The organism is Marinomonas rhizomae, assembly GCF_003315485.1.
Lineage (GTDB): Bacteria > Pseudomonadota > Gammaproteobacteria > Pseudomonadales > Marinomonadaceae > Marinomonas > Marinomonas rhizomae.
In genome coordinates, this window is sequence record NZ_QNSE01000011.1 from 110,552 (window position 1) to 128,319 (window position 17,768).

19 protein-coding genes are annotated in these 17,768 nt (G+C 42.0%); 9 read left to right on the forward strand and 10 right to left on the reverse strand.

The window, feature by feature from the left end:
- The first annotated feature begins 11 nt into the window (after positions 1–11).
- From DFP80_RS15100 to DFP80_RS15110, 3 genes are all read left to right on the forward strand, one after another.
- Complete coding sequence (locus DFP80_RS15100) at positions 12–263, forward strand: hypothetical protein (protein ID WP_113917643.1); 252 nt, start codon at positions 12–14, stop codon at positions 261–263.
- A gap of 127 nt (positions 264–390) precedes the next feature.
- Positions 391–4,479: a response regulator gene (locus DFP80_RS15105; RefSeq protein WP_113917644.1), complete on the forward strand. Its 4,089-nt coding sequence runs from the start codon at positions 391–393 to the stop codon at positions 4,477–4,479.
- The gene (locus DFP80_RS15110; RefSeq protein WP_113917645.1) at positions 4,479–5,405 is read left to right on the forward strand and encodes a GGDEF domain-containing response regulator; all 927 of its coding nucleotides are present in this window, start codon (positions 4,479–4,481) and stop codon (positions 5,403–5,405) included. Before DFP80_RS15105 ends, DFP80_RS15110 begins: the two co-directional genes overlap by 1 nt.
- A 251-nt stretch (positions 5,406–5,656) precedes the next feature.
- Here the strand turns inward: DFP80_RS15110 and DFP80_RS15115 are convergent, their stop codons facing one another.
- The 10 genes from DFP80_RS15115 to DFP80_RS15160 form a co-directional block, all read right to left on the reverse strand.
- Positions 5,657–6,025: a methionine-R-sulfoxide reductase gene (locus DFP80_RS15115; protein ID WP_113917646.1), complete on the reverse strand. Its 369-nt coding sequence runs from the start codon at positions 6,023–6,025 to the stop codon at positions 5,657–5,659.
- Positions 6,026–6,206: 181 nt separating this feature from the next.
- The gene (gene yjgA / locus DFP80_RS15120) at positions 6,207–6,743 is read right to left on the reverse strand and encodes a ribosome biogenesis factor YjgA (RefSeq protein WP_113917647.1); all 537 of its coding nucleotides are present in this window, start codon (positions 6,741–6,743) and stop codon (positions 6,207–6,209) included.
- A gap of 6 nt (positions 6,744–6,749) precedes the next feature.
- Complete coding sequence (gene mgtE / locus DFP80_RS15125; RefSeq protein WP_113917648.1) at positions 6,750–8,102, reverse strand: magnesium transporter; 1,353 nt, start codon at positions 8,100–8,102, stop codon at positions 6,750–6,752.
- A 7-nt stretch (positions 8,103–8,109) separates the two neighbouring features.
- Positions 8,110–8,379, reverse strand: coding sequence for an HPr family phosphocarrier protein (locus DFP80_RS15130; protein WP_113917649.1), 270 nt, complete (start codon positions 8,377–8,379; stop codon positions 8,110–8,112).
- A 9-nt stretch (positions 8,380–8,388) separates the two neighbouring features.
- On the reverse strand, positions 8,389–8,838 hold the full coding sequence (gene ptsN / locus DFP80_RS15135) for a PTS IIA-like nitrogen regulatory protein PtsN (RefSeq protein ID WP_113917650.1): 450 nt from the start codon (positions 8,836–8,838) through the stop codon (positions 8,389–8,391).
- 17 nt (positions 8,839–8,855) lie between these two features.
- Entirely contained in the window at positions 8,856–10,334 is a 1,479-nt protein-coding gene (locus DFP80_RS15140) for an RNA polymerase factor sigma-54 (protein WP_113917651.1), read from the reverse strand.
- A 78-nt stretch (positions 10,335–10,412) separates the two neighbouring features.
- Positions 10,413–11,138, reverse strand: coding sequence for an LPS export ABC transporter ATP-binding protein (gene lptB / locus DFP80_RS15145; protein ID WP_113917652.1), 726 nt, complete (start codon positions 11,136–11,138; stop codon positions 10,413–10,415).
- Entirely contained in the window at positions 11,139–11,666 is a 528-nt protein-coding gene (gene lptA, locus DFP80_RS15150) for a lipopolysaccharide transport periplasmic protein LptA (protein WP_113917653.1), read from the reverse strand. It lies immediately after the preceding gene.
- Complete coding sequence (gene lptC, locus DFP80_RS15155) at positions 11,650–12,228, reverse strand: LPS export ABC transporter periplasmic protein LptC (RefSeq protein ID WP_113917654.1); 579 nt, start codon at positions 12,226–12,228, stop codon at positions 11,650–11,652. Before lptC ends, lptA begins: the two co-directional genes overlap by 17 nt.
- Entirely contained in the window at positions 12,228–13,208 is a 981-nt protein-coding gene (locus tag DFP80_RS15160; protein ID WP_309472361.1) for a calcium/sodium antiporter, read from the reverse strand. The genes lptC and DFP80_RS15160 overlap by 1 nt, the downstream gene beginning before the upstream one ends.
- A gap of 145 nt (positions 13,209–13,353) precedes the next feature.
- Between DFP80_RS15160 and DFP80_RS15165 the strand changes: the two genes are divergently transcribed.
- The 6 genes from DFP80_RS15165 to murA all read left to right on the forward strand — a co-directional run bounded on the left by DFP80_RS15165 (position 13,354) and on the right by murA (position 17,767).
- Positions 13,354–14,154, forward strand: a complete 801-nt coding sequence (locus DFP80_RS15165; protein ID WP_113917656.1) for an ABC transporter ATP-binding protein — start codon at positions 13,354–13,356, stop codon at positions 14,152–14,154.
- On the forward strand, positions 14,151–14,933 hold the full coding sequence (gene mlaE / locus DFP80_RS15170) for a lipid asymmetry maintenance ABC transporter permease subunit MlaE (protein WP_113917657.1): 783 nt from the start codon (positions 14,151–14,153) through the stop codon (positions 14,931–14,933). The genes DFP80_RS15165 and mlaE overlap by 4 nt, the downstream gene beginning before the upstream one ends.
- Position 14,934: 1 nt before the next feature.
- Positions 14,935–15,399: an outer membrane lipid asymmetry maintenance protein MlaD gene (gene mlaD / locus DFP80_RS15175; RefSeq protein ID WP_113917658.1), complete on the forward strand. Its 465-nt coding sequence runs from the start codon at positions 14,935–14,937 to the stop codon at positions 15,397–15,399.
- 3 nt (positions 15,400–15,402) lie between these two features.
- Positions 15,403–16,020: an MlaC/ttg2D family ABC transporter substrate-binding protein gene (locus DFP80_RS15180; protein WP_113917659.1), complete on the forward strand. Its 618-nt coding sequence runs from the start codon at positions 15,403–15,405 to the stop codon at positions 16,018–16,020.
- 222 nt (positions 16,021–16,242) lie between these two features.
- Entirely contained in the window at positions 16,243–16,479 is a 237-nt protein-coding gene (locus tag DFP80_RS15185; protein ID WP_113917660.1) for a BolA family protein, read from the forward strand.
- 25 nt (positions 16,480–16,504) lie between these two features.
- The gene (gene murA / locus DFP80_RS15190) at positions 16,505–17,767 is read left to right on the forward strand and encodes a UDP-N-acetylglucosamine 1-carboxyvinyltransferase (RefSeq protein WP_113917661.1); all 1,263 of its coding nucleotides are present in this window, start codon (positions 16,505–16,507) and stop codon (positions 17,765–17,767) included.
- The last annotated feature ends 1 nt before the right edge of the window (position 17,768 follow it).

A 17,768-nucleotide genomic window follows, 5' to 3' on the forward strand; every position in this document is an offset into this window, starting at 1 on the left:
AGGAAACTGTTATGTTGCTCAGAGTCTCACTTTCTACCGCCTTGGTTAGTATTTCTTTATCCCTTGCTTCAACTAGTGTCTTGGCATTTGACGACTATTGCACGCCAAAGTTAGAGGCTTATCTAGATAATGTTCAAAAAACAGTTGATTCCAAATACGTTTCATCGCGTCAGAAAGAAGTGGCACAAAAAATATTAGACAAAGTCAAAGCAAGCCGTAATGACACCAAAGATTGTGTTCTGATTGATAAATTACTGCCATAATATTTCTATCAATTACCTAGCAGACGGCTTATTTTCTGATATTTTTTATAAATAGAAGGGTGCCTTATAGGTGTTGATAATTATTTTCTTGATTGCGTTTGATATGCAATAAGCCAAGGGGAAGTGAATGGGTCAGTTCGAAGCTGCTTTAAAAGTAGCTAGATCTCTTTTGAGTATGCCTTGTGCTGCATTGCTTTTTAAAGATGGAAGGATGCTGTATTCAGGTGAGATTGAGCAATTTAACTGGAAGACTTTTTCCGATCAATGTCTTGATCCTCAATTGTTAACGCCTCATCGCCATTTTGATATTCAAAATACCTCCTCGGCTCCCCAGTTTTTTTCAAAATTTGATTGCCTATCTTGCGCGTTCGTTGAGCCTATCGCTAATTGTGGCGCGAGTTTATTTTTTCTCAGTAATGAACCTTGTTCATTGGATGCAGCTAGTCTGGAAGAACACATCGCAACATTGGTTGAGTTGTTTTCTACTTTGTTTGTCCCTAAGCCTGAACAACGACCACTGGAAAAGCAACAAGCATTTATTACTTACAAAGACCTTCTCAATTTAAATAATAATGTGCCTGTTTTAATTGCTCTGGTGAATAAAGATCTTTGTTATGAGTTTATTAATGATACTTATGAGCAGCGTTTTTCAATTTTGAAAGATGATGTTGTTGGTATGCATATTAGAGAGCATATTCCGCTTGCAACCCACCCTATTATTAAAAGTAGGATAGAAGAAGCCTTGAAGGGAAAGTCTGCTCGCTTTTATTATGATGTTCGACAAGGCATTGATGGAGAGCAGCGCTTCATTGGGGCTTATTGCATGCCTCGAATTGTTGATGATGAAGTCACGGGCTTGTATTTATGTATGCAAGACGTTACCGCCCAAAGAAAAACGTTAAGCACTTTGCAGCGTTTGCATGAAGTGACTGCGAATTCACGCTTATCTTTAGCGGAAAAACTGCAGCGCATTTTACAAGTTGGAGCAGAACAATTTGCTTTACCAATTGGGTTGATAAGCTCCATTAATGGTGACTCGTATCGAGTGGAATACAGCCACACACCTAATGGGGAAGTGGTACCTGGCACTATATTCGATTTAGGTAATACTTATTGTGTACATACATTAAAAAGTGATAAACCAACATCTTATTTTCATACGGCTATTAGCGATATAAAAGAGCATCCTTGTTATCAAAATTTCGGCCTTGAGGCTTATATAGGTATTGTTCTTTATGTTGGCGGTAAGCGTTGGGGGACTCTAAATTTTTCTAGTCCGAACCCTAAAAAGAAAGCTTTTGGTGATGATGATTATGAAGTAATGAAATTGCTTGCTCAGTGGGTTGGTAATGAGATGACCCATGCTTATGATAGATCTGTACAGGCTCAATATGAGAATGAGCTGCGTGAGCAAAAAGTAATCTTTGAGTCGCTTTTTGAGCACGCCCCAGAAGCCATTGTTTTAGTTGGGCGAGACCGTGAAATAAAAATGCTTAACCCCGCATTTACAGAGCTTTTTGGATATAGCCTTGCAGACCTAAAGGGTAAAACGACTCAGGTTTTGTATGCCGAAGAAAGTGATTTTATTTTACAGGGCAAAGCATACGGTGACGATGTCGAAGACGTCTTAAATCGCTATCGCGTTCGCTATAAAAGCAAACAAGGAAAGATTTTTCATACCGAAACGATTGGTAGCATGATTCGAAACCCTGACGGTAGTCTGGGCGGATATATCGCTCATATTCGTGATGTGACAGAGCGTTTAGAAGTTGAGCAAAAAATGATAGATACTAACTTGCGTTTGTCTATCGCAGCAGATGCCGCCGGGATTGGTGTGTGGGAGTTCGATTTACAAGAGGGCGCGTTACATTGGGATGACTGGATGTACCGGCTTTATGGGTTTGTTGCAGACGAACGAACAAAGCCGCAACAGGTTTGGGATGATTGCGTTTACTCAGAAGACCAAGTTAGATTAAAAAAAGTGTTTACTGGATTAGCAGAAAGCGGAGCGTATTTCACCAGTAAAGAAGATGCTTCGCATATTTCTAAAGATTTGGATTTTGATTTCAGGGTTATACGAAAAGATGGTCAGGTTCGTTACTTGAAATCCAATGCTGCCATAGTATTTGATAAAAAAGGCCATGCATCTCACCTTATTGGCGTGAACATGGATATTACTTCTAGGAAAGAAACAGAAGTGCTTCTTCGGGAAGCGAGCGATCAAGCCGTAGCAGCGAGTAGAGCAAAAAGTGATTTCCTTGCGACAATGAGCCATGAGATTAGAACGCCATTAAATGGCGTGTTAGGTATGGCCGAATTACTTTCTGGTAGTAAGTTAAATGCGGAGCAGAAGGGGCAATTACGGATACTGAAAGAGTCCGGAGAAGGGCTTTTGGGGCTAATTAATGATTTGTTGGATTTTTCTAAAATAGAGGCCGGTCATCTTTCTATTGAGCGAGTTGATTTTAATTTAGAACAAGCTATTTATGATGTTGTACGCTTGTTAATGATAAAAGCGGAAGAAAAAAGCATCGACCTGCTAGTGGAGTGCGATGAATCTTGCCCTCGTTTTTTAGTGGGAGATGCTTTCCGTATTAAGCAAGTTTTAACCAATCTTATTAGCAACGCGATTAAGTTTACTAGTTCTGGCCATGTTTTGGTCTTTGCAAAAGGTGAGGTTGATCGGAAAGGCATGGTTAACCTCACTATAAGTATTACCGATACAGGGGTGGGGATTGCTGAACATGTGCAACCGCAATTGTTTAATGCTTTCGTGCAAGCGGATAGTTCAACGACACGTAAATTTGGTGGAACTGGCTTGGGTCTTGCTATTACGAAGCAATTGGTTGATTTAATGGGTGGCCATATTGATTTGTCTAGTAAGTTGGATGTTGGGTCTGTTTTTACGGTGACATTTACACTTCCTGAAAGTCATGCCATGTCTCACGCTGAAAATGCAGTTGATGAGAGTTTATTGCTTGGTAAGAAGACGTTAGTTGTTGATGATAATGAAGTTAATTTAGCCATACTTAAAAATCAGCTGAAGTCGTGTGAAATTGATGCAGATACAGAGTTAAGTCCTGTGCATGCTGTAAGCCTCATTGGCCAAGCGATAGATAAAGAAAGCCCATATCAATTGGTGGTCATAGATTACATGATGCCCGAGTTAGATGGTTTGATGCTCTCTGAAGCGATTCGAGAAATGAGTGGCTCCTTGTATCAACCTATCATTTTGATGACGTCTTCTGCCGGTGAGCTAACTCAAAGTCAATTAGCCGCCGCTGGTGTGAACATGTGTATCGCTAAACCCATGAGTGCTTTGGCCTTGAAACGAGGGCTGATTGCGGCATTGTCTGCTAATATTCTTGGTCATCAGCTTTCATATACTGATCATCATGATAATGAAGTGTCAGATCTTCATGTCAATGGTCATAAAGGAGGCCTTATTCTGGTTGTTGAGGATATGAAAGCCAATATGGCTGTGGCGCAAGGCATACTAACTAGAATGGGATATGAAGTTATTGGTGCTGAAAATGGTGAAGTTGGTCTAAAAATGTGGAAGTCGTATCAGCCTGACCTCATTTTCATGGACTTACATATGCCTGTGATGGATGGTTTTTCGGCGATGCGTAGTATTAGGCAAGCTGAAAAATACAGTGATAATAAGCGTGTTCCTATTATAGCTTTAACAGCTGATGTTATGGCTGAAACTTTATCGGAAGTGCTGCGCTCAGGCGGTGATGGCTTAGTACCTAAGCCCTTTAAGCAAAAGGAAATTATCGATATGTTGAATGAGTGGTTGCCAAATGATAAACAATCGCAGGGTGATTTAGATAAAGGTACATTGGCTAAATCAGCTTTTAGTGTTCAGTCAGAATCTATTATTGATGAGCCTGTACTTAATGAGTTAAAAATGTTGCTTGGAGAGGATTTTACTTTGCTGATTGATGCTTTTTTTGATGATGCGAATAGCATTATGGCGTCACTTGAAAGCATGCTGAACGAAACCGTTGAAGCTAATTACGAGTCTGTCTCGCTACTGGCTCATAGCTTGAAGTCCATCAGCCAGAGCGTAGGGGCCATGACGATGTCTTCAATGGCGGCGCAACTTGAACAGGAAGGTCGTCAGAGAAGTGTTCCTGATTTAGATGTTAAAATCCGTGAAATACTTGTGATGTACCAAAATGTGAAGAATAAACTACAGGGTATGTTGTAATGCCAATGAGAGTTTTAATTGTTGATGATACCAACACAGATCGCTTGTTATTGAAGCTCCACCTATCAAAACTAGGTTATAGAACAATAGAAGCCAGTAATGGACAAGCAGCAATAGATCAATTTTTGGCGCATTCGCAGGATTTGGATTTGATCTTAATGGATGTCCAAATGCCTTTCATGAATGGCTTTGATGCGGTCAGGTCGATTCGTAAAATTCAAGAACAACAAAAACAAGAATGGCTGCCAGTTATATTTTTAAGTGCAAGCGCTGAAGACGATGATGTAGAAGATGGTATTCTCGCTGGCGGTGATGATTACCTTATTAAGCCGATAAGTCAGAAGGTTTTGTCGGCCAAAATGTTGGCGATGCAGCGCATTGCAGATATGAGACGGCGACTTGTTGAGTCGAATCGTGTTCTTGAAGAGTTAGCCTCAACAGATTATTTGACTGGAGTCGCTAATCGTCGTGCATTTGAAGTAATGCTCGATCGAGAGATGTCTTTTGTTCGTCGATATGGCTCTTCGATGGCTTGTGCTATGTTTGATCTAGATAAGTTTAAAGTGGTAAATGATACCTATGGCCATGATGCTGGAGATGCCGTTCTTGTTGAGGTGGTAAATCGGATTAAAGGGGTATTAAGAGAGGAAGATATTATTGGTCGTTTGGGCGGTGAAGAGTTTGGTATTATCTTACCTAAAATGCCCGAAAATGAATTAATCGAGACGTTTGAACGCTACCGCTGTGTTGTTGCTGAGCATCCTGTTACATATGGTGATATTGAAATCCCAATAACTGCGAGTATTGGTGTGGCACTTTACAGTGGTAATAAAGAAAATAAAATTGAGCTATTAAAGCGTGCAGATGATTCCTTATATGAGGCGAAAGAGACTGGACGCAACAGAGTGGTATATCACCCACAATAAGGCTTTAAATGAAACGATGCCCTATATTAAAAGACCGAAAATTGATTTGATTTTCGGTTTTTTTGTTTGCCCAGCGAAGAAGGTAGCCCTGCCAAGCAGAAAGAAATCTGTTCTTCGGCTTATTTTTTTAGTGGTATTTTTCGCCATATGAAGAGGGGGTGTTGAGGTGCCTGAGAGAGGTGTAAATGTTAACGTGAGTTAGCTGGACTTCCCAGACTTTTGTTTCCACGTTAACACTTTTAAGTCATCAATCAGCCTTTGCTGATGAACTTCATTGAGATGGAGTTGACGCAATGGCGGATGTTGTTTTCGGTGAGCCTTTCGCCTTCAAATACATGGCCTAGATGTCCTTCACAGTTAGCGCAGACGATTTCTATACGTCGACCGTCTGCATCAGGTACGCGTTTTACGGCATTGGGGATCTCATCGTCAAAGCTTGGCCAGCCACAGTGAGACATGAATTTGTGTTCTGATGTATAAAGTGGCGCGTCACACTGGCGGCAAACATATAAACCGCCTTCCATAGTATCAGTATATTCTCCAGTAAAAGGGCGTTCTGTACCTTTATCACGAATGACACGGGATTCTTCAGGGGTCAGTGTGTTGTATGGTTTGCTCATAAAACTATTTCTCCTGTCGCTATGATAGACGTTGTTCGCATGAATTATGTCATGTCTTATTCTTGTAGAGTAAGACAATAAATTGCACTATGAGTTCGAGTGTTAGCTTTTGAGAAAGGATAAAAAAAACCGCCTTAGCGGCGGGATTTTTATTATTAGTGCACATTAGTTCTGAAGGTGTTTATTCAGTTAATCCTAAGCGCTTTTCTTCGGTTTCACGTAGAAAGCGGAAAAGTTTTTTGCGATTTGTAGTATTGCCTTCTTGTGATACTTCTTTCTGCGATTGGCGAATAAGTTGTCTAAGTAACTGAATGTCTTCAACTTGAGGGTTTTCTTCTAGATATTGGGACAGTTCTTCTTTGCTGTTTTCGCCAATTAATGCATCACGTTTAATTTCAAGTTGGTGAAATAGTTTGTTATAAGCGGCAGACGTTGAATCAAATAAAGCTACACGGTGTGCTATGGCCTCATGGTCTTCAGTGCGCATTACTTTGCCAATGTATTGCAGATGTCTTCTCATGGCTTCGTGTTTCTTAATCCGGCCAGCTTCAACAAATGCTTCACGCAACGTGTCAGACATTTCAACTTTTTTAAGTTGATTTTTGCTTAAGGCGAGTAGTTTTTTTCCAAGATCTTGCAGGGCTTCCATTTCTCGCTTGATCTGGGTTTTACTCTTAGGGATTTCGTCTTCGTTTTCAAATTGATCAAAGTCTGTCATGGGAACCTATATTAGAAAAATTGTAGCGAGACCTAGGAAGGATAAAAAACCCACCACGTCGGTCACGGTAGTCAAAATTACGCTGCCAGCAAGGGCAGGGTCGATGCCAATTTTTTTTAGCAAAATCGGCAGAAGTGTACCAGTGGTTGCTGCAAATAGCAGATTTATTATGATGGCGCCTGCAATGATATAGGCAATCTTGATGTTGTCAAACCAAAGTGCGGTAAGCGCGGCAATAACTGTCGCCCAAAGTAGGCCATTTATTAATCCTACTATGAGTTCTCTATTCAGAAGCCAGCGGGTATTTGTGGAGCCTATTTGATTGAGTGCGATACCACGAATGACGAGTGTGAGAACTTGTGATCCTGCAATGCCGCCCATGCTTGCCACGATAGGCATAAGTATAGCTAAGGCGACAACTTGATCGAGTGTGTCTTGGAATAAACCTATAACATAGGATGCTGTAAAGGCAGTTATTAGATTTATACCAAGCCATACAGCACGACGCTTCGTGGTTTTTATGATTGGGGCGAAGGTGTCTTCATCATCATCAAGGCCTGCCATGCTTAACATGGAGTGTTCAGCTTCATCGCGAATAACGTCTACTACGTCATCTATGGTTATTCGTCCCAGTAGTTTTTGGGTTTTGCTATCGATAACAGGAGCAGAAACTAAGTCCATTTTTTCAAAAAGCTGCGCTACTTCGCTAGCTGGGGTTTCTGCATCAATAACGGTGAATTCTGTTTCCATGATATCGCGCACGGTGGCATTGATATCGGACACTAATAATCTGGTGAGTGGTAGGGTGCCTAATAAACGGTCTGAGCGGCTAACGACCAGCAGGCTGTCTGTCATGTCTGGTAATGTGGAATGCCTGCGTAGATAGCGGAACACTAGGTCTATGGTGATATTTGGACGTATGGTAATAGTGTCCGTGTTCATTAAGCCGCCGGCAGAATCTTCCGAGTAGCTTAATAGTGCTTCCACTCTCGCTCTGTCTTGCGTGGTCATAGACGCAAGAACTTCTTTTACTACTTTTTCAGGTAGATGCTGAAGTAAGTCAGCAAGGTCATCGCTTTCAAAATGTTCGGATACGGCGATAAGTCGCTCTGTATCCATGTTTTTCATGAATTGTACGCCAATATCTTCGCTTAGATATTGAAGTACTTCACCTTCATTTTTGGCTTCAATTAACTCCCAAAGAAGCTTACGTTCTTTGGGAGGAGAGGACTCTAATAGGCGAGCAACATCCTGAGCTGGCAAAGCTCCGTTAAGTAAATAACGGATTTGCATGGTGGCACCGGATTCAAGAGATTCGGTAACCGTCTGGAGGTGGTTAAGCGTATTTTGCTCTGACATAGCTGTCTTACTCGTCTTCACCAAAACGATTGTTAATTAAATCTATTACCGCTTTAATTGCGTCGTTTTCATCTTCACCGTTGGTTTTAATGCGAATTTCTGTGCCTTTACCTGCGGCAAGCATCATCATGGCCATAATGCTTTTTCCATCAACATTACGATCATCTTTTTCAATGGTGATATCACAAGAAAATCGAGAAGTAGTTTCAACTAATTTGCCGGCAGCGCGAGCATGCAAGCCAAGTTTGTTTATGATGGTTATGGACTCTTCCTGCATGCTTTTTTCCTATATAAGTGAGTCAAAAATACTGAATAGTTCTTCGTTACTCTGCGCTGTTCGTAATTTGTCCAGAGCGCCTGGAGACTGAGCTAGTTCTGCGATTTGGGCTAATGTTGCAAGGTGCTGGTCGCACTCTTGTGGCGGAACAATCAGCGCAAATATTAGGTCGACCGCTCTTTTGTCAATAGAGTCAAAGTCAATCGGAGCTTGTAGCGACATAACAACGATAGCCGTATGGTTGGCAGACTCTAGGCGGCAATGTGGTATGGCGATGCCGTTACCTATACCAGTACTGCCCAGCTTTTCGCGGCCAAGTAATGCGTCGTAGATTTCTTCGTTATTACAGTGGAGCCGGTTAGAGGCAACTTCTGCAAGGCTTTCAAGGACACGCTTCTTACTAACAATGTCTTGCTTCGCGAGAACAAGTTCCGCTTTTAATAATGATTTCAAGGACATGATAAAATGGTTTCCGTTTAGATCAGTCGTTTTCGTTCATTGGAAGGAGGGATGTTCATCGCCTCTCGATATTTGGCTACAGTCCGTCGAGCAACCTGTATGCCTTGGTCTGCCAAAATGGCAGCTAGTTTATTATCACTTAGCGGTTTTTTCGCTGGTTCATCAGCGACAAGCTTTTTAATCATAGCCCGTATTGCTGTAGAAGAACATTCTCCGCCAGAGGCTGTATTAACGTGGCTTGAAAAAAAGTACTTTAGCTCAAAAATACCTTTTGGGGTGTGCATGTATTTTTGTGTTGTTACTCGTGAGATGGTTGACTCATGCATGCCCACTTCCTCAGCAACATCATGAAGCACCATAGGCTTCATGGCCTCTTCCCCAAGCTCGAAGAAATCAATTTGTCGACTGACAATGCAGCTGGCTACTTTTAGTAATGTTTCATTGCGGCTCTGTAAGCTCTTCATGAACCATTTCGCTTCTTGAAGAGAGGTTTTTATGTAGGTGGCATCTTCAGGTGTGGCCGCTGTGCTCGCCATCGCAGAGTAAGTCTCGTTGATTTTGATAGGGGGTAGAGCGTCGTTGTTTAGTTCAACTTGCCATACGCCATGGCGTTTTTTAACGGCAACATCAGGGATGACGTAATCTGTGTCATCAGCATCAATTACAGAGCCTGGTCGTGGGTTGAGTTGCTGAATCAAGTTAACGACTTCTTTTAGTGCCTCGTCTTTTAGCTTCGTTTTACGGCTCAACTGAGCAAAGTCTCGGTTACCTAGCAGAGGTAGGTAGTGGTTAATGAGATTGTGGGTGCTCTTGTATAATGGGTGGCTTTGGAACGCTTCTAGTTGCACTAAAAGGCAGTCGCGTAGGTCGATTGAGCATACACCAATAGGGTCAAAGCGTTGCAATCTGTGTTGTACTGCTATGACTTCTTCAATGTCTAGGTCTTCTAATTCAATGCCGAGGGATTCCCAAATGTCGTCGGGTGAAATGCTTAGGTAGCCATCAGGTTGAACGCATTCAATGATAGCGTAAGCAATTTCGATGTCGCGATCTGACATGTGGGTTAAATTTAATTGCCAGATTAGATGATCTTGGATGCTTTCTGCTGGCGCATTACGGTTTTCAAAGTCCGTATCGCTTTCACCTTCGTAGCTGCTGTGATCACTGACAGCGGCAGAGCTTTGGTAAGTATCATCCCAGTTGCTATCGATTGATAACTCTTCAGGGATGCTTTCTGTCCATTCTGATTCTACGCGCGCCTCTTCGCTATTCGTATCGATGACTGTATCAGCGGCACTTTTTGATTCAATGCTGGCTGGTACTTCACTATGGAGTTGTTCATCGTCGTCGAGTTCAAGTAGTGGATTAGACTCAAGGAATTCGTGTATTTCTTGTTTTAAATCCAACGTAGAAAGCTGCAGCAAGCGAATAGCCTGTTGCAGTTGAGGTGTCATGGTCAGCTGTTGGCCGAGCTTTAATTGTAAAGACTGCTTCATAGAGCAACTCTTTCTTCTAATTGAATGAATTGGAATGAGTTGTGCATACTACTCCCTTTCTACAGCAATGATAAGGGGTTACAGACGGAAGTCGTCGCCTAAATAGACCTTTTTTACTTGTTCATTGTTGATGACGGTATTGGCGTCACCTGATGCAATGATATAACCATTGCCTACAATGTAAGCTTTGTCACAGATGTCCAGAGTCTCTCTGACGTTATGGTCGGTAATGAGAACACCTATCCCACTTTCTTGAAGGTGTTTGATAATGTGCTTTATATCTCCGACCGAAATAGGGTCGACACCAGCAAAAGGTTCGTCAAGTAGGATGAATTTGGGGTTCATGGAAACCGCTCTGGCGATCTCAACTCTACGTCTTTCACCGCCGGATAACGCCATGCCTAAATTGGTGCGGATGTGGGTAATGTGAAACTCCTCAAGGAGCTCTTCCAGTTTTTCGTTTTGTTGTGCTTTTGTTAATTCTTTTCGTGTCTCTAAAATGGCTAAGATGTTATCTTCAACAGACATTTTTCGGAAAATTGATGCTTCTTGGGGGAGGTAGCCGATGCCTTTCTGCGCGCGCGTATGCATGGCATCACCAGTGACGTCTTGGTCGTCAATAAAAACGCCGCCAGCATCATTTGTAACCATGCCTACTATCATATAGAAGCACGTCGTTTTACCTGCGCCATTTGGACCTAGTAGTCCCACCGCCTCGCCTGATTCAACCGAAATAGACACATCTTTTACGACTTGGCGCTTTTTGTAGCTCTTTGCAAGGTGTTTTGCTTCTAACAGTGCCATCTATTTATTCGTCTCTGATGCTGGTTTGTCTTGTGGCGCTTGTGGCTGTAAGGTCATTGATACGCGCCCTGAGTCTTTTTTCTCAGCACTGAAGGTGCCATCTTCGATCATGTACAGAATATAATCTGCAGTGATGGAATTTTGCATTCTGCTCAGATAACCATCACCAATGATTTCTAGTTTTGACTCATCGGTTAAGTAATGGATTTCATTGCCTTTACTGATGACAATGTTTCCACTCCAGTCCACTTGTTGGCTAAACTTTGCAGGCTTGCCGCTCGCCTCTAGGCTGCTGAATTTTTGCGTTTTAGGGTCTGTAGATACTTTAAGGTACTGAGCCTGAATCTCAATAGAGCCTTGTTTGACGAATACATTGCCTTTATAAATGGCTTCTCCCGAATTTTGGTCGAATGAGGCTTCGTTAGCTTGTATTTCTAATGGCTTATTTATGTCATCAGGTAGTGCGTATGCGTATTGGCCAATTAGGGCTGAAGTGAGCAACGCACTGATGTTAATGAATTGTTTCATATTTTCCTCGTACAGACCCTGTCATCACGACTTCTTCTGAATTTATATAGGTTGTGATTTTGCCAGCAGAAGTCTCTCCTTGTGTGGAGGTGAGAGTTGCATTTCCATAGCTGGTTAGTGATTTATTCTGATCTAAATAATGTATGTTATCGGCGCTGAGTTTTATATCTTCTGATTGAAGATATTTTTTAGTCGCTCTAGCGTTTTCTGTTAATAGGATATCATTACTTCCGTCATCAATAACCCCTTTATCTGCTTTCGCACTCCAGTGGCCTGATTTTGAATAGCGTTCCATATTGGGGCTTTCTAAGAGCGTCTTAGATTTTGCGGTATAATGCAGTGTTTGGTCTGCATCCAGTTCTTCAATAAGGCGGCCATCGATATCGAATTCTTTTACTTTGACCTTAGTAATGAAATAGTCAGGTGAACTGCTTAGCGAATCTGTTTCCACCAGGTTTGTTGTTGGTGTCACTCCATACCACCCCAAAAAGGCGCTGATGATTAGAGCTGCCCCGATAAGTAATAGGCTTTTAGGTTGTGTTAGTTTGTTAAATGAAAGCATTAAACTGAACCGCTTGTACTGACAATAAGCAAATAAGTGCAATAAGAAGCAATAAGAGGAAGGCCTATCCATCGAGGGATGCTATTTCCTTTTGTTTTTTTGAATATGAAAATCGCTACGGCTAGTGCGATAGTGAGACATAGTACCCAAGGAAAATCCCTATTTATGACATTCGCATCGATAACTCCAGGTGCAATAAGTGCCGGCAGTGGTAATACAGTAGCTAAGTTGAAAATATTTGATCCTAATATGTTACCGATTGCGATGTCGTGATGGCCTTTTCTTACACTACTCACTGACGCAGCAAGTTCTGGTAAGCTGGTGCCTACAGCGACAATAGTAAGTCCGATGACTAGCTCGCTCACACCAAGGGCGGTGGCTATTCCTATCGCTCCCCATACAAGCAGTTTAGAGCTGCCTATCAATACTATAAGCCCAATTATCGCAATGATTAGTGATTTGCTTACAGAGGCGCCATCATCTTCTGGTAAGCCTTCTTTTAAGTCTTTTTCTAAATCTGTACTGCCTCTTAGTAAAATTGTCAGAATAATGATAAAGGCGGCGATTAGTATGATGCCATCCCATATTCCAAGGGTTTGATCATATAATAAAAAACCGGCCAATAGAGTGATGGCTAATACAAGAGGGACTTCTTTTGAAGAGAGTCCAGGTGCTATAGGAATAGCTGAAAATAGCAGAGTAATACCAAAGACAAGAGCAATGTTGGCAATATTAGAGCCGAGTACATTGCCTACCGCGATTTCAGGGGCATTATCCAGTGCGGCGATAGCTGAAACAACCATTTCTGGTGCGGATGTGCCAAAGGCGACCAGCGTAATGCCGATTATCATGGGATTTACATTTAATTTTTCTGCCACAAGAGCAGAGTGCTCGATGAATTTGTCGGAGCTCATGACCAGTAAAATTAGCCCTACGATCAGGGCGATGGAAAACAACAGCATGGTATTGATATTACTCATAGATACAGGGGGTACCATTTAATGAGGTTTGACGTTTAAATTCAAGGCTTGATCTTACAAACAAAGTGTATTTGCCTGCGCTGTGATTTTATTTATCTAGGGGCGATGGTAGTATCGGTCGATATTCGATAGGGATTAAAAAGGTGTGTCAGTGGTAGATGCTTATATAAAAGTCCAAGACGTGAGTTTTTTTAGGGGAGATCGTGTAATTTATGAAGATGTATCTCTCTCTATTCCACGGGGAAAAATAACGGCGGTAATGGGGCCGAGTGGAACGGGTAAAACGACCTTGTTGCGTTTAATTGCCGCTCAGCTCGCACCTGATTCCGGTACTGTTTTAGTGGATGGGCAGAATGTTCACTCTTTGTCGCGTTCTGAACTTTATAAAGTGAGAAAAAAAATGGGTATGCTTTTCCAGAGTGGTGCCTTGTTTAGCGACATGTCTGTTGCTGAAAATATTGCTTTTCCTATGGAGGAACATACTCAATTAGATGCTAAGGCCATAGCGGATATTGTTGCGGATAAGCTCTATAGTGTTGGTTTACGCGGTGCTGCTGATTTAATGCCGTCTGAGTTATCGGGTGGTATGGCGAGGCGTGTTGCATTGGCGCGGGCTATTGCTTTAGATCCAGAGCTGGTTATGTATGATGAGCCCTTTACTGGGCAGGACCCTATTTCAAAAGGGGTTCTTGTGAAGTTGATACGTCAGTTAAATGACACAGCTAATATGACGTCTGTGCTTGTTTCTCATGATGTCGAAGAGTCGCTTTCTATTGCTGATCATGTATGTATTTTGGCGGGTGGACGAGTCATTGCTGAAGGGGCAGCTGATGATATTCGGGCTTCTAATGATCCTGAAGTGAAACAGTTTTTAAATGGGGAGCCTGATGGGCCGGTGCCTTTCCATTATCCAGAAGACGATAACTCCGACAGGGTGGCATTATGAAGGCTATTGGTTTGTTAGGTGCGTCCTTGTTGGATTGGCTTGAGGCTGTCGGTCGAGCTGGGATTTTTTTAGTACAAAGTATCTTTAGGTTGCCTGTCCGCTTTAAAGAGTCGATCAATTTGTTGGTGAAGCAGCTTTATTCTGTTGGCGTGTTGTCGCTCGTTATTATTGTTGTATCTGGCGCATTTATTGGCATGGTGTTATCGCTGCAAGGTTATAGTATTTTAGCTAAGTTTGGCTCTGAAGAGGCAGTAGGGCAGCTGTTGGCGCTTTCATTGTTAAGAGAGCTTTCCCCTGTAGTGACTGCTTTGCTTTTTGCTGGGCGTGCCGGTTCGTCGTTGACAGCGGAAATAGGCCTTATGAAGGCGACGGAGCAATTGTCTAGCTTTGAAATGATGGGGGTTGATCCTTTAAGGCGAGTGATTGCTCCTCGCTTTATTGCTGGTGTTATTTGTTTACCGATCTTAAGTCTAATTTTTTCTGCTTCAGGTATTCTTGGTGGACATCTGGTGTCAGTCGAATGGTTGGGTGTTTATGATGGCGCATTTTGGTCATCTATGCAGCAGTCTGTATATTTCGATACCGATATCGTTAATGGTCTAATTAAGGCGTTGTGTTTTTCAGTGGTTGTCACTTGGATTGCCGTTTATCAGGGCTATGAGTGTGTTCCTACTTCTGAAGGGATCGGTAAAGCAACCACTCGAACGGTGGTGTTGGGTTCGTTGGCTATTTTGGCTTTAGATTTTGTATTAACCGCTGCTATGTTTGGGGATTTTTAGGATGAGAAGTAAACGTTCAGAATTATTGGTCGGATGTTTTATCGTATTGGGCGTCGCAGCTCTTGTTTATTTAGCCGTTCAGGTAAGTGGACTGGCTTTTTCTAGCAAAAAAGATACTTATCAAGTTGTTGCTAGGTTTGATGATATCGCAGGGTTAACAAGTCGAGCCAAGGTTTCTATTGCTGGTGTGGCAGTTGGTAACGTTGAGTCTATTACGTTTGATAAAGAGCTTTATATGGCATTAGTGACTATGAATATCGATTCAGATGTTAATAACATTCCAACAGATAGCTCAGTTGCAGTTTTGACAAGTGGTTTGTTGGGTGAAAAGTATTTGGGTATTTCTATCGGTGCGGATGATGAGGTGTTGAAAAATGGTAGTGAAATTTACGATACTCAGTCTGCTTTGGTTTTGGAAACCTTGATAAGTCAGTTCTTGTTCAAAGGCGGCGACTCGGAGAAGTAATATATGTCTAGAATGATACCGAGTGTTTTTTTTGTTTTTGCTTTGTTAGGTTCAAGTTTAACTTGGTCTAATGTTGAGGGGGCAAGAGAGACTGTAATTAAAGTTGTAGATGCCTTCCGTACTGATATTGTAGCGGATAAAGCAGTACTTGCTAATGACCCTGTGCTGTTAGAAAAACGGGTTAATAGTATTTTAGTAAATGTGGTCGATTTTGATGATTTTTCCAAAAAGGTCATGGGGAAATATTATCGAAGAGCGTCACCAGAACAGCGCTCTCGTTTTGCTAATGTGACTAAAGATACTCTGTTAAAAACATACGGTAGGTCTTTGCTTGAGCTTGATGCTGATCGGATTAATGTTTTGCCTCTAGGCCCTCAAGGAAGAGGGAGGGAAACAAAAGTTGATGTCGATTTTCAAATGGAAGCGGGTGGGAAGCTGGATATCAGTTTTTACATGGAAGAAACCAAAGCGGGTAATTGGATGTTGAGTAATGTAGTGATCAACAATATCAACTTCGGTTTAACATTTCGCAAGCAGTTTGGTGTTATGATGCAGCAAAATAAGAATGATATTGAATTGGCGATTTCTGCTTGGCGAGAGTCCCTAGCTAAAAAATCATAACGTCGCGAACTCAGTATTTTTTAGTGTTTTGAGATTGATAGAATCCGAATCCATTTGATGGGTTCGGATTTTTTGTTTTTTGGTAGTGGGTATTGTCAGTCTTGAATAAAATCTTAGAAAACAAGTGGTTTTTTATCCAGAGTTAAGCGTAGAGGTGTTAAGTAGTTGGCAGTACTCATGTAGAATAGGGGAATCGAACATATTTTATCTATTGGAGCGACTGTGAACGCAGGTGAAGTTAAAGCACTTTTAGAATCCTCTATCAGCAACTGTGAAGTGGTCGCTGAAGGGGAAGGTTGTAATTTTAAAGTAGTTGTAGTGACAAGTGAATTTGAGGGTTTGTCTACGGTTAAGAGGCAACAGCTTGTGTACTCACATCTTCAAGAAGCTATTTCCAGTGGCGCAATTCATGCCGTTACAATGAAAACCTACACGCCAGAACAATTAAGTAAGCTATAAAAAGCGATTATAAGAGATTAAAAATATGGATAAGCTTCTGATTACCGGTGGTACTCGGCTTAATGGTGTTGTTCGTGCCTCTGGTGCGAAAAATGCCGCGTTGCCAATTTTAGCGGCAACCTTATTAACTAAAGAATTGATCACAATTAAAAACCTTCCTCATCTACATGACATTACTACCATGCTTGAGCTTCTTGGTTCCATGGGGTGTGGTGTCGTGGTTGATGAAAAAATGAGTGTTCAGTTAGATATTTCAACACTTAACAACTGTGAGGCGCCTTACGATCTTGTTAAAACTATGCGGGCTTCTATTTTGGTTTTAGGTCCTTTGGTAAGTCATTTTGGTAAAGCGATTGTGTCGCTTCCTGGTGGGTGTGCTATTGGTAGTCGCCCGGTGGATTTGCATTTACGTGGCTTGGAGGCTATGGGGGCGACCATCTCTGTTGAAGGTGGTGATATTGTTGCTAGTGTTGATGGTCGCCTTAAAGGTGCGCGTATTTTCTTTGATAAGGTGACTGTTACTGGAACTGAAAACTTGCTGATGGCAGCGACTTTGGCAGATGGTCAAACGGTTCTAGAAAATGCAGCGCGTGAACCTGAGGTGGTTGACTTAGCAGAGTGTTTGATTGCTATGGGGGCTAAGATTTCAGGGCATGGCACAGACACCATTGTCGTTGATGGTGTTGAGACATTGCATGGTACAAGTTATCCAGTAATGCCTGATCGTATTGAAACTGGTACTTTTTTGGTTGCCGCAGCGATTACTGGCGGTAAAGTACGGGTCATTGATACCAATGTTAAGTCGCTTGAAGCGGTATTGTCTAAGCTGGAAGAAGCTGGGGCGAAAGTAACTTGTGGCGATGATTGGATTGAAGTAGATATGGAAGGACGTCGTCCAAGTGCTGTAAATATCAGTACTGCGCCGTATCCTGCGTTTCCAACTGATATGCAAGCGCAGTTTGTTGCCTTGAACTCTGTTGCAAATGGTGTTGGTCGAGTTATTGAGAATATCTTCGAAAATCGCTTTATGCATGTGGATGAAATGCTTCGTATGGGAGCAGATATTGAAGTAAACGGTAATACTGCCATTATTCGTGGCTGTGATCGTTTAAAAGGTGCTCCAGTCATGGCGACAGATTTGCGAGCTTCGGCGAGTTTGGTGCTTTCTGCTCTAGTGGCAGATGGTGACACAAAGATTGATCGTATCTACCATATTGACCGTGGCTATGAATGTATTGAAGAAAAGTTCGGTTCATTAGGTGCGAAAATTTCACGGGTCTTGAATTAAT